This is a genomic window from Brucella intermedia LMG 3301 (genome assembly GCF_000182645.1).
GTDB classification, from domain to species: domain Bacteria; phylum Pseudomonadota; class Alphaproteobacteria; order Rhizobiales; family Rhizobiaceae; genus Brucella; species Brucella intermedia.
In genome coordinates this window covers 1,298,815-1,316,669 of sequence record NZ_ACQA01000001.1, presented here as the reverse complement: position 1 = coordinate 1,316,669, position 17,855 = coordinate 1,298,815, and the positions used below count along the sequence as shown (strand labels likewise).

Here is a 17,855-nt window from a genome sequence, read left to right as displayed (position 1 = left end):
GTTGCCATGCCCGTAGAAATTCTCATGCCCGCACTTTCCCCAACCATGGAAGAGGGCAAGCTCTCCAAGTGGCTGAAGAAAGAAGGCGACAAGGTTACGTCCGGCGATGTGATCGCTGAAATTGAAACCGACAAGGCGACGATGGAAGTCGAAGCTGTCGATGAAGGCACGATCGGCAAGATCCTTGTCGATGAAGGCACGGAAGGCGTGAAGGTCAATACGCCGATTGCCGTGCTTCTCGGTGACGGGGAAAGCGCTTCCGATATCGGTGCTGCTCCTGCCGCCAAGGCTGAAGCGCCGAAGGCCGAAGCCAAGGAAGAACCCAAGGCCGAAGAAAAGAAGGCCGACGCTGTTCCGGCTGCGCCGAAGGCTCCCGCGCTCGAAGTGGCGTCCGATCCAGACATTCCGGCTGGAACCGAAATGGTCTCCACCACGGTTCGTGAAGCGCTTCGCGATGCGATGGCTGAAGAAATGCGCCGTGACCCGAACGTTTTCGTGATGGGTGAAGAAGTTGCAGAATATCAGGGCGCTTACAAGGTAACGCAGGGCCTTCTCGATGAGTTCGGTCCCAAGCGTGTCGTCGATACCCCGATTACCGAGCATGGTTTTGCCGGCGTTGGTGTTGGTGCGGCTTTCGCAGGACTGCGCCCGATCGTTGAATTCATGACTTTCAATTTTGCCATGCAGGCAATTGACCAGATCGTGAACTCCGCTGCCAAGACGCTTTATATGTCTGGCGGGCAGATGGGCGCTCCGATGGTCTTCCGCGGTCCATCCGGTGCGGCTGCTCGCGTTGCTGCCCAACACTCGCAGTGCTACGCTGCCTGGTACAGCCATATTCCCGGTCTGAAGGTCGTCATGCCGTACACGGCTGCTGACGCCAAGGGCTTGCTGAAGGCAGCTATCCGCGATCCGAATCCAGTGATCTTCCTCGAAAATGAAATCCTTTACGGTCACCATTTCGATGTGCCGAAGCTTGATGATTTCGTTCTGCCGATCGGCAAGGCCCGGATTCACAAGCAGGGCAAGGACGCGACCATCGTTTCGTTCGGTATCGGCATGACTTATGCTGTCAAGGCAGCAGAAGAGCTGGCCGAGCAGGGCATCGATGTCGAGATCATCGATCTGCGCACGATCCGTCCGATGGACATTCCGACAGTCATCGAATCGGTCAAGAAGACTGGCCGACTGGTGACAGTGGAAGAAGGTTTCCCGCAGTCGTCGGTGGGTACGGAAATTGCTACCCGCGTCATGCAGCAGGCTTTCGATTATCTCGATGCGCCGATCCTGACCATTGCCGGTAAGGATGTTCCGATGCCTTACGCGGCAAATCTGGAAAAGCTGGCGCTGCCGACTGTCGCCGAAGTGGTCGAAGCGGTGAAATCCGTTACCTATACCGCTTAAACAGAAAGGGTCTGGACATGCCGATCAATATCACCATGCCAGCGCTTTCTCCGACGATGGAAGAAGGCAATTTGTCGAAATGGCTGGTCAAGGAAGGCGACAAGATCGCTCCTGGCGATGTCATCGCTGAAATCGAGACCGACAAGGCCACGATGGAAGTGGAAGCCGTGGATGAAGGCACGATTGCCAAGATCGTCGTTCCCGCGGGTTCCGAAGGCGTCAAGGTCAATGCGTTGATCGCCATCCTCGCCGAGGAAGGCGAGGACGTGGCTGCTGCGGCCAAAGGTGCAGCTTCTGCCCCTAAGGCTGAAGCAAAGGCCGAAACTCCGAAGGAAGAGCCAAAGCCAACTGCCGCTCCTGTGGCAGCCACTGCACCAGCCAGGGCAGAGCAGCCCGCTGCTGCGAACAAGGGTGACCGGGTGTTTGCGTCACCGCTCGCGCGCCGCATTGCCAAGGAATCCGGTGTCGATATTACTGCTGTGAAGGGCACCGGTCCGCATGGACGTGTCGTCCAGCGGGATGTGGAAGCTGCCCTCGCGTCGGGTGGCGTAAAGGCCGCTGCGCCGAAGGCCGAAGCTGTCTCCCCTGCCGCTCCGAAGCCGATGTCTGACGATGCCGTTCTCAAGCTTTTTGAGGAAGGCACCTACGAAATTGTTCCGCACGACGGCATGCGCAAGACGATTGCACGTCGTCTGGTGGAATCGAAGCAGACTGTTCCGCATTTCTATCTGACGATCGATTGTGAACTGGATGCGCTTCTGGCTCTGCGTTCGCAGATCAATGCCGCTGCACCGATGATCAAGACCGAGAAGGGCGAGGTTCCCGCCTACAAGCTTTCCGTCAACGATTTGGTGATCAAGGCTGTTGCTCTTGCGCTGCGTGACATTCCTGAAGCCAATGTCTCCTGGACTGAAGGCGGCATGGTGAAGCATAAGCGTGCGGATGTCGGTGTTGCCGTGTCGATCCCGGGTGGTCTGATTACGCCAATCGTGCGTCAGTCGGAATCGAAGACTCTTTCCGCCATCTCGAATGAGATGAAGGATCTTGCCAAGCGCGCGCGTGACCGCAAGCTTAAGCCTGAGGAATATCAGGGCGGTTCGACCTCCGTTTCCAACCTCGGCATGTTCGGTGTGAAGGACTTTGCCGCTATCATCAATCCGCCGCATGCGACCATTTTCGCAATCGGTGCCGGTGAACAGCGTGCAGTGGTCAAGAACGGTGAAATCAAGGTTGCGACGGTTATGTCCGTAACCCTTTCAACCGACCACCGTGCTGTCGACGGGGCGCTGGCTGCGGAACTTGCACAGGCCTTCAAGCGCCACATCGAAAACCCGATGGGTATGCTGGTCTGATCGATCAACTTCAAGGGCGTCGCGTTCCAATGAACTCGACGCCTGAGGTTTTTTAATGGCTGGACAACTGAACCTACGCCCGGCTCAACGCCGTGAAGCCGCAGAGATCGCCATTCTTGTCGATATCTCTTCGCACGGTTTTGCGTCATGGCTCTGGTACGGGGCCGTTCTCGATGGACGGACTGAAACGGCCATGGAACGGGGGCGGCAGTATATGCGCGCTGACGGGACCGAAGGCTGGCAGAGCACTACGATTGCCGAATGGGCAGGCGACATTGCCGGACTTTCGATCGGCTTCACACTCGATAACAGTTTGAACGACACCCCGCCGCAGCATCCGGTTCTCGATCAGCTGATCGACCTGCAGCGCACGGTGATAGGCAACCGTTTCATAGACAGCGTTGGCGTTTATCGGGAGTTTCGCGGCAAAGGAATTGGCCGCGCCCTTGTCGCCAATGAAATCGAACTGGCACGCCGGAACGGTAATCCGGGAATCAGTCTGATAACCGAAAGCCACAACGATGTGGCGCTCTCCCTTTACGGCGCCCATGGTTTCAAGGAAATTGAGCGGCTCGAAGCGATAGAACGCATTGGGCAGGACAAAAGACACGACTGGGTGCTGCTCACCCGAGAAGTGCACTGAGCAAAGGCAGGACAATATGGCCGACATTTACGACGTTATTGTTATCGGCTCGGGCCCGGGTGGTTATGTAACCGCAATCCGCGCTGCGCAGCTTGGCCTCAAGACGGCTATCGTCGAGCGCGAACATCTGGGCGGCATTTGCCTCAACTGGGGCTGTATTCCTACCAAGGCACTGTTGCGCTCGGCGGAAATCCTGCATTTTGGCGAACATGCCAAGGATTACGGCCTCAAGTTGGATGGTACGATCACACCTGATGTGAAGGCTGTCGTACAGCGCTCGCGCGGTGTTTCGGCCCGGCTTAACGGCGGCGTCGGGTTCTTGATGAAGAAGAACAAGATTGATGTGATCTGGGGTGAGGCAAAGCTGGTAAACGCTGCTTCGGGCAGCAATCCGGTCGAGATTTCGGTCGGGAAGTCGTCAAAGCAGCCGATGCAGCCGCAGAACCCCGTTCCCAAGGGCGTTCTGGGCGAGGGCAGCTACAAGGCGAAGCATGTCATCGTCGCCACCGGCGCGCGTCCGCGTTCTCTGCCGGGCATCGAGCCGGACGGCAAGCTGATCTGGACCTATTTCGAGGCAATGGTTCCGCAGGAACTGCCGAAATCCATGCTTGTGATGGGCTCGGGTGCAATCGGCATCGAGTTTGCCTCTTTCTACAACGACATGGGCGTCGACGTGACGGTCGTGGAGTTGATGCCGCAGATCATGCCTGTTGAGGATGCGGAAATTTCCGCACTCGCTCGCAAGCAGCTTGAAAAGCGCGGCCTGAAGATCATTACCGATGCCAAGGTTACAAAGGTGGAGAAGGGCGCAAATAATGTGACCGCTCACATCGAGACCAAGGACGGCAAGACGCAGTCGCTAACCGTTGACCGCATGATTTCGGCTGTTGGTGTTCAAGGGAATATTGAAAACCTCGGCCTCGAAGCTCTCGGCGTAAAAACCGACCGTGGATGCGTTGTCATCGACGGTTATGGCAAGACCAATGTTGCGGGCATCTATGCTATCGGCGACGTTGCCGGCCCGCCTATGCTTGCACACAAAGCTGAGCATGAAGGAGTTATCTGTATCGAGAAGATTGCCGGTCTTCCGAATGTGCATCCGCTCGAAAAGAACATGATTCCGGGCTGCACCTATTGTAATCCGCAGGTTGCGTCGGTTGGTCTGACCGAAGCAAAGGCCAAGGAAAAGGGTTACGATATTCGCGTCGGCCGCTATTCCTTTGCCGCAAACGGCAAGGCGATTGCGCTTGGTGAAGACCAGGGACTGGTCAAGACCGTCTTTGACAAGAAGACGGGACAGCTGCTCGGCGCCCATATGGTCGGAGCGGAAGTGACCGAACTCATCCAGGGGTTCGTGATCGCCATGAACCTTGAAACAACTGAGGAAGAACTGATGCATTCGGTCTTCCCGCATCCGACGCTTTCGGAAATGATGAAGGAAAGCGTTCTGGACGCTTATGGTCGCGTGCTGAATGCATAAGATGGAGAGACGCTCATTCCGCTGATCGAAAACGGAGGGCCTTGGCGGCGTGCCGCCTGGCCCACTATCAAATGGTGCACCGTTGGAGGACTGGTGCTGGGGTTTGCAACCGGCACCTTGAGTGTTCTTGGCGGGAACACCATATCGATCAACGGAATGGCCTTGGCCGGCTGGTATGGCGTGTGGATGCTCACCTTAGCGCTGGGGACTGCTGGTTTGGTATTTGGCCTCATATGGGCGTTGGTCTTCCGCGCTCTCGGACTGGCAACGCGGCGATGAGTAGCAAATCGCTCAAGTTGACAGGGTAGAGGGCAGGGATTAGGACCCAAGCCCAATTTTGAAAGCATTTCAGGTCCATTCTTGAAAATGGCCCGGATAGGCAGGGAAAGCATGGTTACAGTTCTCGATCTGGTGAACCAAGGCAAGCGCGAACGGCATCCAGAAAAGGCGCATCGTCCGGACAATGTTGTCCTGAAGAAGCCGGACTGGATCCGCGTCAAGGCTCCTGTCTCGCGTGGCTATAGCGAAACGCGCGATATCGTTCGCTCGAACAAGCTGGTTACGGTTTGTGAGGAGGCTGGTTGTCCGAATATCGGCGAGTGCTGGGAAAAGAAGCACGCCACCTTCATGATCATGGGCGAGATTTGCACACGCGCCTGCGCATTCTGCAATGTCTCGACCGGCATTCCAACCGCACTTGATCCGAATGAACCGGAAAATGTCGCGAAGGCCGTCAAGCAGATGGGCCTGACGCATGTGGTCATCACTTCGGTGGATCGCGACGATCTTGCCGACGGTGGTGCCCAGCATTTTGCGGAGGTTATTCAGGCTATCCGCGAAGCCACGCCTGCGACCACGATCGAAATCCTGACGCCGGATTTCCTGCGCAAGGAAGGCGCTCTTGAAATCGTCGTTAAGGCACGTCCGGACGTGTTCAACCACAATCTGGAAACCGTTCCTTCGAAGTATCTCAAGGTTCGTCCCGGCGCCCGGTACTTCCATTCGATCCGCCTCCTGCAGCGCGTCAAGGAGCTCGATCCAACCATTTTCACCAAGTCCGGCATTATGGTTGGCCTTGGCGAAGAGCGGAATGAAATCCTTCAGCTGATGGATGATCTTCGTTCGGCTGATGTGGACTTCATGACCATCGGTCAGTACCTTCAGCCGACCCGCAAGCATCATCCTGTCATTCGCTTCGTGACCCCTGATGAATTCAAGTCGTTCGAAACGATTGGCCGGACGAAGGGCTTCCTGTTGGTCGCATCCAGCCCGTTGACCCGCTCGTCGCATCATGCTGGCGATGATTTTGCCAAGCTGAGGGCAGCCCGCGAGGCGCAGATCGCAGCCAGGGCCTAGATCAGACATGCCGCAGTTCACAACCGTCAGGCGGGTGCATCACCGGGCAGAGCAGATGTTCGGGCTCGTAGCGGATGTGGAGAAATATCCGGAATTTCTGCCAATGTGCGAGGCTTTGTCGGTTCGCTCCCGCAAGGAGCGTGACGGCAAGGCCCTTCTCATTGCCGACATGACGGTTGGTTACAAGCTCATACGCGAGACATTTACCAGCCAGGTTCTGCTGAAGCCTGAGGATAATGTCATTGATGTTAAGTATCTCGACGGGCCGTTTCGCTATCTCGACAATCGCTGGACCTTTAAACCCGTGGGTGATGGCGGCGAATGTGATGTCGAGTTCTTCATCGATTACGAGTTCAAGAGCCGGACGCTTGGTCTTCTCATGGGAACCATGTTCGATCTAGCTTTCAAGAAGTTTTCCGAAGCTTTCGAGAAACGGGCCGATCAGATTTACGGAACGGCCTGAATGTAGCCCAGATTTTCGGAGCTCTGTTTATTGCGCCGTATAACCGCCATCGACCAATATGGACGCACCGGTGACGAAGGAAGCCTCGTCGCTCGCCAGGAAGAGCACGACGCTGGCAACTTCCTCGGCGCGTCCGAGCCGGCCAATTGGATGCAAGGCTACCAGAGCCTCTTTCTTGTCTTCGGGTATATCCTTGAGCAGCGGTGTGTCGATATAGCCGGGGCAGACTGCATTTACCCGAATGTTCTGCGCTCCATAGTCAATTGCGAGCGTCTGCGTCAGGAGTTTCACACCTCCCTTTGCTGCCGCATAAGCCGTGACACCAGATTTTCCGACATGACTATGGATGGACCCGCAATTCACGATCACACCGCCGCCTTGCGAACGCATCTGGTCGATGGCGTATTTATCGCAAAGATAGACGCCGGTAAGATTGATATCGATGGTTTTCTGCCATGCAGTTTCGTCCAGTTCATCAATCGGGCCATCTGCGGCGATGCCTGCATTGGCGAACATGATGTCGAGGCGCCCATAGGTTTCGACGGTTTTAGCAATCAGCGCCTGCACGGCTTTCGTGTCGGCCACATCGGTCTTGACGAATAATGCCCGCTCGCTGCCGCCTGCAAGCTCATTTGCCAACTGCTGGCCGTGATCAGAATAATCGGCGATGACGACATTCGCTCCCTCGCGAATGAAAGCTCGAGCGGTTGCTTCACCAATGCCGCTTGCCCCACCGGTAACGATTGCCACCTTTCCGTCGAAACGCATCGCCATGTTCTCCTTATCTTGACCAAAGACAAAGGTAGGGCGCGGCAGATAAAAGTGTACGTCTCAGGGCTGTCGAAGGTTTTCCAGAACGAGGTCCAATGCAGCAAGAACCGTTGCGTGGCGGATGTCAGCTCTGGTTTTTTGACCGAAACGGCATTCGCGGTGAAGCGTCGTGTAGCCTTTTCGCGCCGAGGCGATGTGAACAAGGCCCACAGGCTTTTCATCGGAGCCCCCACCAGGTCCGGCAACTCCGGTAACAGCCACAGTTACACCGGCGCGGGACCGCGCAAGTGCTCCTTCAGCCATGGAAAGTGCTACTTCTTTCGAAACCGCGCCAAAGCGATTGATCAATTCCATCGGAACTTCGATCATTTCGGCTTTTGCTTCATTGGAATAGGTGACAAAACCGCGATCCACGACATCGGATGACCCGGCGATATCGGTCAAGGCTCCGGCTATCAACCCACCTGTGCAGGATTCAGCCGTTGCGATCATTGCACCGGCGTTGCGGCATGCCTCCAGCACGACAATGGCTTTTTCTTCTGCGATGAGTGCGCTCATTCGGGAACCTCGCCGGGATAGATGACGGTTGCCGTTGCGATTGCTGCGATACCCTCACGACGTCCCACGAAGCCCAGCTTTTCATTGGTCGTGGCTTTGACGGAAACGCGGTCCGCTGCAATGCCCAGCATGTCGCAAAGCGCTTCTGTCATTGCTATGCGATGCGGGCCGATCTTTGGTGCTTCGCTGATAAAGGTCACATCGACATTGGCGATACGACCGCCTGCTTCACGCACGATATTGGCGGCATGTTCGACAAATATACGGGAAGCCGCACCTTTCCATTGCGGATCGGAAGGAGGGAAATGCGTGCCGATATCGCCGGCTCCCCGTGTTGCAAGCAGGGCGTCGGTCAGCGCATGAAGTCCGACATCGGCATCTGAATGGCCGTTGAGTTTTGCTTCATGGGGGATTTTCACACCGCACAGCGTCACATGATCGCCGGGTTCAAAAGAATGAACGTCGTAGCCATTGCCGGTGCGAATGTCGGGAAACGAAACGTGGTCTTGCCGCAGGCGCTTGTCAGCCATTTCAATATCCTTTGCCCAGGTAAGCTTTGTATTGTCTGCCGATCCTTCGATGATGCGAACAGCAATGCCCTGCCATTCGGCAATGGCGGCATCATCCGTGAAATCAGAACGATTGATTGCGAAGGCCTTTTCATGCGCGTTTAGGATCGGCGCGTAGGGAAACGCTTGTGGTGTCTGCGCCGCAAAAAGACCGGCGCGGGGCACAGTCGTTTTTACGGTTCCGTCCGTGGACGACTGCTTGAGCGTGTCGGAGACAGCCAATGCGGGCAGAACGCCTTCATCCGGCGCAAGGTTTTCAACGATACGCTTCAGCAAGTCCTGACCGACGAACGGCCTCACGCCATCATGGATCATGACATATTGCGGCGCAGAGTCTTGCAACGCACGGAGACCAAGACGAGTGGATTCCTGCCGGGTGGGGCCGCCGTTCACAACCAGAATATTGCTTCTGTTTTCCGGAAGGGCGCGTTCATAAAGCGCATGATCGTCAGGATGAATCACAACAGCGATACTATCAACCAGCGGGCAGTCGATAAAGACGCGCAAAGTACGGGCAAGCACGGCTTCGCCGCCGATGCGCCGGTACTGTTTCGGCCCCTCGACACTCTGCCCGGCTCGCTCTCCGCGGCCAGCTGCCACAATGACTGCTGCAATCTTTGTAATGGTTGTCGCCTCTGCCAAGGGTTGTGTTCCCAAGCCGAATAATGCCTTGCGCGGATAAATGCCAGACGACAATTGATTTATCGTAATCTTGCGCGCGCTTTTCCTTGCGTTGAAAAGTGAGACTGATTAATGTATGTGCTAATCGCACTATGCACATCAAATAGGCATTATTGGTGAGTTTTCTCGATCAACCTTTGAACATCGGCGGTGTGGCGCTTGCCAACCGCGTCTTTCTCGCGCCTATGTCGGGCGTTTCGGACCTTCCTTTCCGCAGGCGTGCCGCAGAGGCTGGCGCGGGCATGGTGGTGTCTGAAATGGTCGCCAGCGCCGAACTGTGCAACCGCCACAGGGAAAGTCTTCTGCGCCTTTCCGGAGAAGGGCTTGGAACACACGTTGTGCAACTCGCGGGACGTGAAGCCCATTGGATGGGCGAAGCGGCCAGGATCGCCGAAGGAGAAGGTGCTGATATCATCGATATCAATATGGGCTGTCCAGCCAAGAAAGTGACGGGCGGTTATTCCGGGTCTGCATTGATGCGCGATCTTGATCACGCAATGACGCTTGTGGAGGCCACCGTTAATGCGGTCAACGTTCCGGTTACGCTCAAGATGCGGCTGGGATGGGATGAGAAGAGCATCAATGCGCCTGAACTCGCAAGGCGGGCGGAAAGCGCCGGTATCGCCATGGTGACTGTGCATGGGCGGACCCGTTGCCAGTTTTATGAAGGCAAGGCGGACTGGGATGCAATTCGCGCCGTTCGCGATGCGGTCAAGATTCCGTTAGTCGCCAACGGGGATGTGGCGTGTCGGGAGGATGCCGAGGAAATTCTGCGCCGTTCCGGGGCGGACGCCGTGATGGTGGGACGTGCTTCTTATGGCCAGCCGTGGTTGGCCGGCGCAATCGCAGGAAGTGATTTTGCCCCAAAGTCGCGAAGTGAAGTTCTCGAATATATTATAAAGCATTACGAAGATATGCTCGACCACTATGGAAGCACGACGGGTGTCCGTCATTCCCGTAAACATCTTGGCTGGTATCTTGATCGTCATGCGGGTGCGGCATGTATGCCTGCCGAGAAAGCGGATGTTATGACTCAAACCGACCGGCAAGCCGTTATCGATGCTTTGCGCCGCATCTTCACGCGCGAAGTTCCGGAAGTCGCGCTCAAAGAGGTTGCCTGATGCGCGAAAGAACAGAAGCGAACGGCATTCCTTCCGTCGTGCTCGATGCCATCAGCCAGCCGGTCATCATGGTCAGCGCCGAGAATTATATCGCCTATGCCAATCTGGATGCGGAACAATTCTTTCGTTCCGGCTCGTCTATTCTGGCGCGCAACCGACTGGAATCCTTTCTGCCTTTCGGCAGTCCGCTTCTGGCGCTGGTCGATCAGGTTCGCACCAGCCAGATGCCGGTGAATGAATATCGCGTGGATGTCTCGTCGCCGCGTCTTGGGGCCGAACGTATCGTTGATATTTACGTGGCGCCCGTCGCAGAACTGCCGGGAGCGGTGGTCATCCTCTTCAAGGAAAAGACGATGGCCGAAAAGATCGATCGGCAGATGACGCATCGCGGCGCTGCACGGTCGGTGACCGGGCTTGCATCGATGTTGGCCCATGAAATCAAGAACCCGCTTTCTGGTATCCGTGGCGCGGCGCAATTGCTGGAGCAGGTTGTCAGTGACGAGGACCGCGCCCTTGCGCGGCTTATTACTGACGAAACGGATCGGATAGTCTCACTTGTCGACCGCATGGAAGTTTTCTCGGATGAACGTCCTATCGAGCGCTCTGCGGTCAATATTCATGCGGTTCTGGATCATGTGAAGGCAATTGCGAAGAACGGGTTCGCGCGGAAGATTCGTTTCGTGGAAGATTATGATCCGTCGCTCCCGCCGGTCTTCGCCAATCGTGACCAACTCGTGCAGGTTTTTCTCAATTTGCTTAAGAATGCCTCGGAAGCCATCGGTGAGCGTGAGGGCGGCGAGATTGTTCTGTCCACGGCCTATCGTCCTGGCATTCGCCTCCAGGTCCCGGGCGCGCGGGACAGGGTGGCGCTGCCTCTCGAGTTCTGCGTGCATGATAATGGGCCGGGAGTGCCGCAGGACATGCTCCCGCATCTGTTCGATCCCTTCGTGACGACGAAGACTAACGGTTCCGGGCTCGGCCTGGCGCTGGTCGCGAAGATCATTGGTGATCATGGCGGCATCATCGAATGCGACAGCCATCCTTCGCGCACGACTTTTCGGGTTTTGATGCCTGCATGGAAAAATACGTCTGGAAATACTGGAGATAACGCATGATCGCAGGACGTCCGTCTGGAACCATATTGGTGGCGGATGACGATGCCGCCATTCGGACAGTGCTGAACCAGGCCTTGTCGCGTGCAGGCTACGATGTACGCGTGACTTCCAATGCTGCTTCGCTCTGGCGGTGGGTGGCGGCAGGTGACGGCGATCTGGTCATTACCGACGTCAATATGCCCGACGAAAACGCCTTCGACCTTCTCCCGCGCGTCAAGAAGATGCGCCCGGACCTTCCGGTCGTCGTCATGAGTGCGCAGAACACATTCATGACGGCAATCCGGGCATCCGAGGCGGGAGCGTACGAATATCTGCCGAAGCCATTCGATCTCACGGAGCTCATCAATATAGCCGGTCGAGCGCTGTCGGAGCCCAAGAACAAGCCCGCCGCAGCCCTTTCCGACGAGCAGGCAGACAACATGCCGCTGGTTGGCCGCTCGCCTGCGATGCAGGAAATCTACCGTTTGCTGGCGCGCATGATGCAGACGGATTTGACCGTCATGGTGACAGGTGAATCCGGTACGGGCAAGGAACTGGTTGCGCGCGCCCTTCATGAATACGGGCGTCGCCGAAAAGGACCCTTTGTTGCGATCAATATGGCGGCAATCCCGCGCGATCTGATCGAGTCTGAACTGTTCGGTCATGAGAAGGGCGCTTTCACCGGAGCACAAAACCGCTCGAGCGGCCGCTTCGAGCAGGCAAATGGCGGCACGCTGTTTCTTGATGAGATTGGCGATATGCCAATGGAAGCGCAAACCCGTCTTCTGCGTGTGCTGCAACAGGGCGAGTATATGACAGTCGGCGGACGCACGCCGATCAGGACAGATGTGCGTATCGTTGCTGCAACCAACAAGGATTTGCGGCAGCTGATCGCGCAAGGACTGTTTCGCGAGGATCTCTATTACCGGCTGAATGTCGTACCTCTGCGTCTGCCGCCACTTCGCGAGCGCAGCGAGGACGTAGCCGATCTCGTGCGCCATTTTTTCAAGCGGGCTGCTGAAGAAGGACTGCCGGAGAAACGCATCAGCACTGCCGGTTTGGAAATGATGCGCCGCTATCCATGGCCGGGCAATGTCCGCGAGCTTGAAAATCTCGTGCGAAGACTTGCGGCACTTTATCCGCAAGAAGAAATTTCACCCGAAATTATCGAAACGGAGTTGCGGGCCGAGCTTACCAAACCGGATGTGGTTCCAGCAGGCGCCGGAGATATCGAAAATATCTCCATTTCACAGGCGGTCGAGCAGAACATGCAGCGCTATTTTGCGTCGTTCGGTTCGGATTTGCCACCGCCGGGCCTCTATCACAGGGTTCTGGCAGAACTGGAATATCCCCTGATCCTGGCGTGCCTTACGGCGACACGGGGAAATCAGATCAAGGCGGCCGATCTTCTGGGGCTGAACCGTAATACGCTGCGCAAGAAAATTCGTGAACTCGGTGTGAATATATATCGCGGAAACAAGGGAAATTAGCGACAATCAGGTGCTGAAAACCCATTAACTACGTTATTTAACGGGCGGTTAAGTCTGTTCAGCTACTGTCGGTTGTATGAGAAATCGGCAATCAATACGACACAACAGAACCCGGCGTATTCTTGAACCGGCTGTAAGGAGCGGCATTCTTGCCGCACCGTTGATATTGATGCTTGCCATCGTTGTGATTTTATCCGGAGCAGAGCCGAAACTCTCTGCCATGATCGATCAAACCTTCACCGGTTCGATCAGCCCTATCATCAAGTAATTGTCTGTTGGGCTTGAAGACGGCGCCTGAACCCCTATCCTTTACGGTAGATAAAGGAGAAGATCATGCGTCTTGCCGCTACGACCTTGTTTATTGGTTTATCCGCCGCTGCCGCTTATGCCGCACCGCCACCGGAAGGCTCCAAGCTTTCGGAGATAATCGCAAAAATCGAACAGAAGGCGGATACGGCTTTTATCGATGAAGTCGACTGGAACGACCGCGGATATTATGAGATCGAGTATGTCACCAAGGCTGGCGCCAAGGTGGAGGTCAAAGTCGATCCCAAGACCGGAGAAAATGTCCGGTAGACTTTCGCTTTTGAGTGGGGCCGGCTGGAGCGGGTAGCGGGAATCGAACCCGCGCGTTCAGCTTGGGAAGCTGACAGGCTACCATTACATCATACCCGCAAACTGTAATACATTTCAATAAATTAGCGACAAATCTGAGAAGGTCACTTCAGAACGATTTACAGTTGGTTTTGACAACCTATGTTCTCTTTCTGGGCTCGTCAAACTGTTTTGTCGACAGCCTTGGCTTGTTCATTCCAATTGATCTCATCGCCTCACGAAACACTACAGCGCCGTGACAAATCTTTCATGACCTGTCCCATTGATATCCGAGTTCGAGGGGCCATCTGCAAATGGCGCTCTCAACCATGCAGCCAGATTGCAGGCTGTTGCAGATGACAGGAAATCCATGGGCAAGACCACAATGCGGCGGGCACTGCTTATAGTAAATCCACATGCCCGAAATGGCAGGGGATACGGTGCGGACATTCGTTCCGCGTTGGAGCACGGCGGGCTCCAACTCGTCGAGCGAAGCCCGCAAGATGACGAGACGATTTCCGATGTGATCCTTGGGGAAAGAGATTGCGATCTCGTCATCGTTGGTGGTGGCGACGGATCGTTGAATGCTGCGGCCAGAGGATTGATGGAAACGGGACTGCCGCTCGCAATTCTGCCACTTGGAACCGCAAACGATTTTGCCCGGACCGTCGGCATTCCTGCCGATCCGGTTGAGGCGGCGCGGCGCATTGCTTCTTATGAGGCGCGCCCCATCGATCTTGGCGAGGTGAACGGTCATCTTTACTTCAACGTCGCGAGCATAGGTTTCAGCGCCGAACTGGCACAGCAGCTGAGTTCCGCGGCGAAGAAGAAATGGGGTAAACTCGGCTACGCGATTGTCGCGGCACGGATTCTCATGCGTTCGGAGCTATTTACGGCCTATCTGGAACATGACGGCATGACGGAAAAAATCCGTACGTTGCAGGTCTCTGTGGGGAATGGAAAATTCTACGGCGGCGGCATGGCCGTGGAGAAGGATGCCACTGTGGATGACGGTAAACTCGATTTCTACAGCCTGGAAGTCGATCACTGGTGGAAGCTGTTGCGTCTTCTGCCAAGCCTCCGTCGTGGTACGCATTCGAAATGGGATGATGTACGGGCCTTTCCGACAACGGAGGTGATTGTCCGCACCAAGAAACCTCGCGCCGTCAATACTGACGGGGAGTTGTCGACATGGACGCCCGCCCATTTCCGCCTGCTGCGCAAGGCAATACAAGTCTATATGCCCGATCCCACGGCGAGGCCGTAACGCGATTGCGCGAAAAAAAGGGCCCGCCTTTCGAGACGGGCCTAATCCATGACGTTAGGTGACTGGCTCGGAGGTCATTTGAGCCGTAGGAATAACGGTTCAAAGGGTCGAACGTTCCACCGTCAAAAGAAAAAATACCAGATAAGCAGCACGAGAATGAGCGGGACGCCCATCAGCCAAAGGATCATTGCTCTGAACATTTGTTTTCTCCTTCCTGTTGAAAATTCAACGTTTCTGATGAACGATTGTTCCATCGGGCAGGACGAACGTGGTGCGGCGGAGTTGAGTAGAGGGCAACGCGACTCAAATTGGCAGAATTCCGAAAACTTTAATGATCCGTCAATGAATCGGTGACATCACTAAAATCTAAAAAGGCGCAACCAGCGTTTCCGGTTGCGTTTGTTGAGTAACGGGCGTGTGGCGTATGGATTCGAAACGAGGGCTGAAACATTCGGTCAACGGAAAGACGGCTAAGCTGCGAGACAAGCGCAGTTCAGTCGCCTTATTGTCATTCATGGCTATTGCTGTCGCCTTGGCGGGCTGCGCATCGGCGCCGCAGCCGAAATCGAAGAGCAAGCGATCCAAGGAATATTTCGCCGAGTCCAAATACGGTGTGAAGTCCAGTCCCCGCGTGGCTTTTGCAAAAGGAAAGCCCTTGCCGCGTGGCGGCGGACGAGATCAGACGGGTCAGCCGTACAAGGTTAAGGGACGCTGGTACTATCCCAAGGAAGACAAGAACTATGTCAAAGTTGGCCATGCCTCCTGGTATGGTGAAGCTTTTCATGGCCGCCTGACGGCGAACGGTGAAGTTTACGACATGGCGCACCTGACCGCCGCGCATCCAACTATGCCATTGCCCAGTTATGCTCGCGTCACCAATCTTGCCAATGGCAACTCGGTCATCGTGCGCGTAAATGATCGCGGTCCGTATGAATTCGACCGCGTCATCGATCTTTCCCAGAAAGCTGCCGAAATGCTCGATTACCAGCACCACGGTACCGCGAATGTGAAGGTCGAGTATGTTGGAAGAGCGCCTCTCGACGGGAACGACGACGCATTCCTGATGGCCTCTTACCGTCCCGGAGGTGGTGATGCGATCGGCCAGCCGGCAACCGGCGTCATGATGGCGATGAACGGACCGACGCCTACCTCGCCGAAGTCTCGTGTTCCGATGCCTGTGATGGAAGCGGTTCCGGCCTCTGCGCCTATACCTGAAAATTCACCTTTTGCGGTCGATCCTGCCTATGGCGATCCGTCTGGTGGGGCAGCTCCGTTGCTGCCAGCAAACGTTCCTGTGCCATCGCATCGTCCGGCAACCAGCTTCGGCGTGGCGAATGCTGCCGGTGTGAGCGGTCTTGCCGGTTATGCCACCGATCGGCTTGCTGTGGCTGCTTATGCTGAGGAGCGTGCGTATGGCAGCATCTTGTCCAAGGATGCGATCTCAAGCGCGTGGAAGCGTCGCCTGGCTGAAGAACATGGAGAATATGTCGAGCTTGGTACTTTCGAAACGCTGGAAGAGGCAAAACAGATTCAGTCATCGCTGCCTCGCTCGACCAGATTCACACTGACCAAGCTTCCGACCGAAACCGGCGCAACCTTTGAGTTGACGGCGGTGGCGACGAAGGGTGGAAACGATGCTCTGTTGCGCGCGGCCTGGAAGGCTGGTGCAGTGAATGCGTTTGTCGTTCGCCTCGATTGAGCTCACGATGCGGTGATAAGAGCTGCCATATTGATTTTGGTCAGATTCGTTGCGTAAGCTCTAACATTGCTCACGTAACGGGGTTCGCATGGGGCTGTTATCAAAAACACTGGTATTCGTCCGTGCCGCTGCCGCTGGCATTTCGGTGGCGGTTTTGGTGCCAGCTATTTGTTCGCCAGCCCCTGTTGACGCAGCATTCGTTACGAAAGCGCCGCAGGTGTTGCTCCTAGATGACCGGAGCGGAACGGTGCTCCTCTCCAAGAATGCCAATGTACCGATTCCTCCCGCTTCCCTGGCCAAGCTGATGACGGCTGAAGTGGTATTTGAAGCTCTCGAAAAGGGACTTACCACACTCGATACTGCTTATCCCGTCAGCGAGAACGCCTGGAGAACGGGCGGCGCTCCTTCAGGAACGTCTACGATGTTTGCGCGCATCAAATCGTCGCCGACGGTTGCTGATCTGTTGCAGGGAATGATCGTTCAGGCGGCGAATGATGGGGCCATCGTGCTGGCGGAAGGGCTGGCAGGCAGCGAACGCGCTTTTGCAGAGCGGATGAACGACCGGGCGCGGGAGCTTGGCTTGGCCGCCTCCAGATTCGTCAACTCCACAGGGTTACCTGCTGAAGGGCAGACGGTTTCTCTCCAGGACCTGGTCAGATTGGCGCAGCATATCCGGACCGCTCATCCGGAATACTATAAATATTATGCTCAACCAGCTTTCACCTGGAACAACATCATGCAACGCAACCGCAATCCATTGCTGCGGCTTGATGTGGGAGCTGACGGCATGGGTACAGGATTTACGGAGGCATCCGGCTTTGCACTCGTTGGGTCTGCTGAGCAGAATGGCCGCAGGCTCTATCTGGCGATGAGCGGCCTTTCCAGCGTCAAGGAGCGTGAGGAGGAAGCAAAGCGGCTCCTGCAATGGGGGATGACGGCATTTGACGATGTGCTGCTGTATCCCCCAAACGAAATTATTGGTGAAGCGCAGGTTTTCGGAGGTGCGCTCGCGCATGTGCCGCTGAAGGTCAAGGACCGTGTCGAGTTGTTGCTGCCGAAGAATGGTCGCGATAGGCTTAAAGCGCGTATCGTCTATAAGGGCCCACTTGATGCCCCCGTTGCCGACGATCAGCAAGTCGGCGTTCTTCAGCTTGAGCTGAATGGAAGCATTCTCCGCGATGTGCCTGTTTTTACGGCTCAATCTGTCGATGAGGGAAGCCTTTCAAAGCGCGCCTTGGGGGCGGCGATGGAGCTTTCCACAGGTTGGCTACGGAAATACCTTTAGCCTGCGCCATGCGTAATCCAGGCTCGAC

General features: G+C 55.9%; 16 protein-coding genes and 1 tRNA gene. 13 read left to right on the top strand and 4 right to left on the bottom strand.

Annotated features, from left to right (window positions below; translation table 11 throughout):
* Positions 1-6: 6 nt before the first annotated feature.
* From OINT_RS06235 to OINT_RS06205, 6 genes are all read left to right on the top strand, one after another.
* Positions 7-1,404 carry a pyruvate dehydrogenase complex E1 component subunit beta gene (locus tag OINT_RS06235; protein WP_006466920.1) on the top strand — a complete coding sequence of 466 codons (1,398 nt, stop codon included), beginning with the start codon at positions 7-9 and terminating at the stop codon, positions 1,402-1,404.
* A gap of 17 nt (positions 1,405-1,421) precedes the next feature.
* Positions 1,422-2,756, top strand: a complete 1,335-nt coding sequence (locus OINT_RS06230) for a pyruvate dehydrogenase complex dihydrolipoamide acetyltransferase (protein WP_006466919.1) — start codon at positions 1,422-1,424, stop codon at positions 2,754-2,756.
* A 55-nt stretch (positions 2,757-2,811) separates the two neighbouring features.
* Positions 2,812-3,399 (top strand): GNAT family N-acetyltransferase, encoded by a 588-nt coding sequence (locus OINT_RS06225; RefSeq protein ID WP_006470532.1) that lies wholly within the window; start codon positions 2,812-2,814, stop codon positions 3,397-3,399.
* A 16-nt stretch (positions 3,400-3,415) separates the two neighbouring features.
* Positions 3,416-4,879: a dihydrolipoyl dehydrogenase gene (gene lpdA / locus OINT_RS06220; protein ID WP_006470531.1), complete on the top strand. Its 1,464-nt coding sequence runs from the start codon at positions 3,416-3,418 to the stop codon at positions 4,877-4,879.
* A 390-nt stretch (positions 4,880-5,269) separates the two neighbouring features.
* Complete coding sequence (gene lipA, locus OINT_RS06210; RefSeq protein WP_006470529.1) at positions 5,270-6,235, top strand: lipoyl synthase; 966 nt, start codon at positions 5,270-5,272, stop codon at positions 6,233-6,235.
* 7 nt (positions 6,236-6,242) lie between these two features.
* Positions 6,243-6,698 carry a type II toxin-antitoxin system RatA family toxin gene (locus OINT_RS06205; RefSeq protein WP_006466915.1) on the top strand — a complete coding sequence of 152 codons (456 nt, stop codon included), beginning with the start codon at positions 6,243-6,245 and terminating at the stop codon, positions 6,696-6,698.
* A gap of 27 nt (positions 6,699-6,725) precedes the next feature.
* On the opposite strand, the gene OINT_RS06200 is transcribed toward OINT_RS06205, so the two are convergent.
* From OINT_RS06200 to OINT_RS06190, 3 genes are all read right to left on the bottom strand, one after another.
* Complete coding sequence (locus tag OINT_RS06200; protein WP_006470528.1) at positions 6,726-7,466, bottom strand: SDR family NAD(P)-dependent oxidoreductase; 741 nt, start codon at positions 7,464-7,466, stop codon at positions 6,726-6,728.
* A gap of 63 nt (positions 7,467-7,529) precedes the next feature.
* The gene (locus OINT_RS06195) at positions 7,530-8,027 is read right to left on the bottom strand and encodes a CinA family protein (protein ID WP_006466913.1); all 498 of its coding nucleotides are present in this window, start codon (positions 8,025-8,027) and stop codon (positions 7,530-7,532) included.
* Positions 8,024-9,253 (bottom strand): bifunctional 2-C-methyl-D-erythritol 4-phosphate cytidylyltransferase/2-C-methyl-D-erythritol 2,4-cyclodiphosphate synthase, encoded by a 1,230-nt coding sequence (locus OINT_RS06190; protein WP_050791014.1) that lies wholly within the window; start codon positions 9,251-9,253, stop codon positions 8,024-8,026. The genes OINT_RS06195 and OINT_RS06190 overlap by 4 nt, the downstream gene beginning before the upstream one ends.
* A gap of 140 nt (positions 9,254-9,393) precedes the next feature.
* Here OINT_RS06190 and dusB point away from each other — a divergent pair, with 140 nt between their 5' ends.
* From dusB to OINT_RS06165, 4 genes are all read left to right on the top strand, one after another.
* Positions 9,394-10,398, top strand: coding sequence for a tRNA dihydrouridine synthase DusB (dusB, locus tag OINT_RS06185; RefSeq protein WP_172491096.1), 1,005 nt, complete (start codon positions 9,394-9,396; stop codon positions 10,396-10,398).
* Positions 10,398-11,513 carry a two-component system sensor histidine kinase NtrB gene (locus OINT_RS06180; RefSeq protein ID WP_006466910.1) on the top strand — a complete coding sequence of 372 codons (1,116 nt, stop codon included), beginning with the start codon at positions 10,398-10,400 and terminating at the stop codon, positions 11,511-11,513. Before dusB ends, OINT_RS06180 begins: the two co-directional genes overlap by 1 nt.
* Complete coding sequence (gene ntrC / locus OINT_RS06175) at positions 11,510-12,982, top strand: nitrogen regulation protein NR(I) (RefSeq protein WP_006466909.1); 1,473 nt, start codon at positions 11,510-11,512, stop codon at positions 12,980-12,982. Before OINT_RS06180 ends, ntrC begins: the two co-directional genes overlap by 4 nt.
* A 333-nt stretch (positions 12,983-13,315) precedes the next feature.
* Positions 13,316-13,558, top strand: coding sequence for a PepSY domain-containing protein (locus tag OINT_RS06165; protein WP_006466907.1), 243 nt, complete (start codon positions 13,316-13,318; stop codon positions 13,556-13,558).
* 25 nt (positions 13,559-13,583) lie between these two features.
* Here the strand turns inward: OINT_RS06165 and OINT_RS06160 are convergent.
* Positions 13,584-13,657: transfer RNA gene (locus tag OINT_RS06160), tRNA-Gly, on the bottom strand.
* Positions 13,658-13,946: 289 nt separating this feature from the next.
* Between OINT_RS06160 and OINT_RS06155 the strand changes: the two genes are divergently transcribed.
* From OINT_RS06155 to OINT_RS06145, 3 genes are all read left to right on the top strand, one after another.
* Positions 13,947-14,843 (top strand): lipid kinase, encoded by an 897-nt coding sequence (locus OINT_RS06155; protein WP_006470526.1) that lies wholly within the window; start codon positions 13,947-13,949, stop codon positions 14,841-14,843.
* A 424-nt stretch (positions 14,844-15,267) separates the two neighbouring features.
* A complete protein-coding gene (locus OINT_RS06150; RefSeq protein ID WP_006470525.1) occupies positions 15,268-16,542 on the top strand; it encodes a septal ring lytic transglycosylase RlpA family protein in 1,275 nt (424 codons plus the stop codon).
* Between the two features lie 88 nt (positions 16,543-16,630).
* On the top strand, positions 16,631-17,827 hold the full coding sequence (locus tag OINT_RS06145) for a D-alanyl-D-alanine carboxypeptidase family protein (RefSeq protein WP_006466903.1): 1,197 nt from the start codon (positions 16,631-16,633) through the stop codon (positions 17,825-17,827).
* The last annotated feature ends 28 nt before the right edge of the window (positions 17,828-17,855 follow it).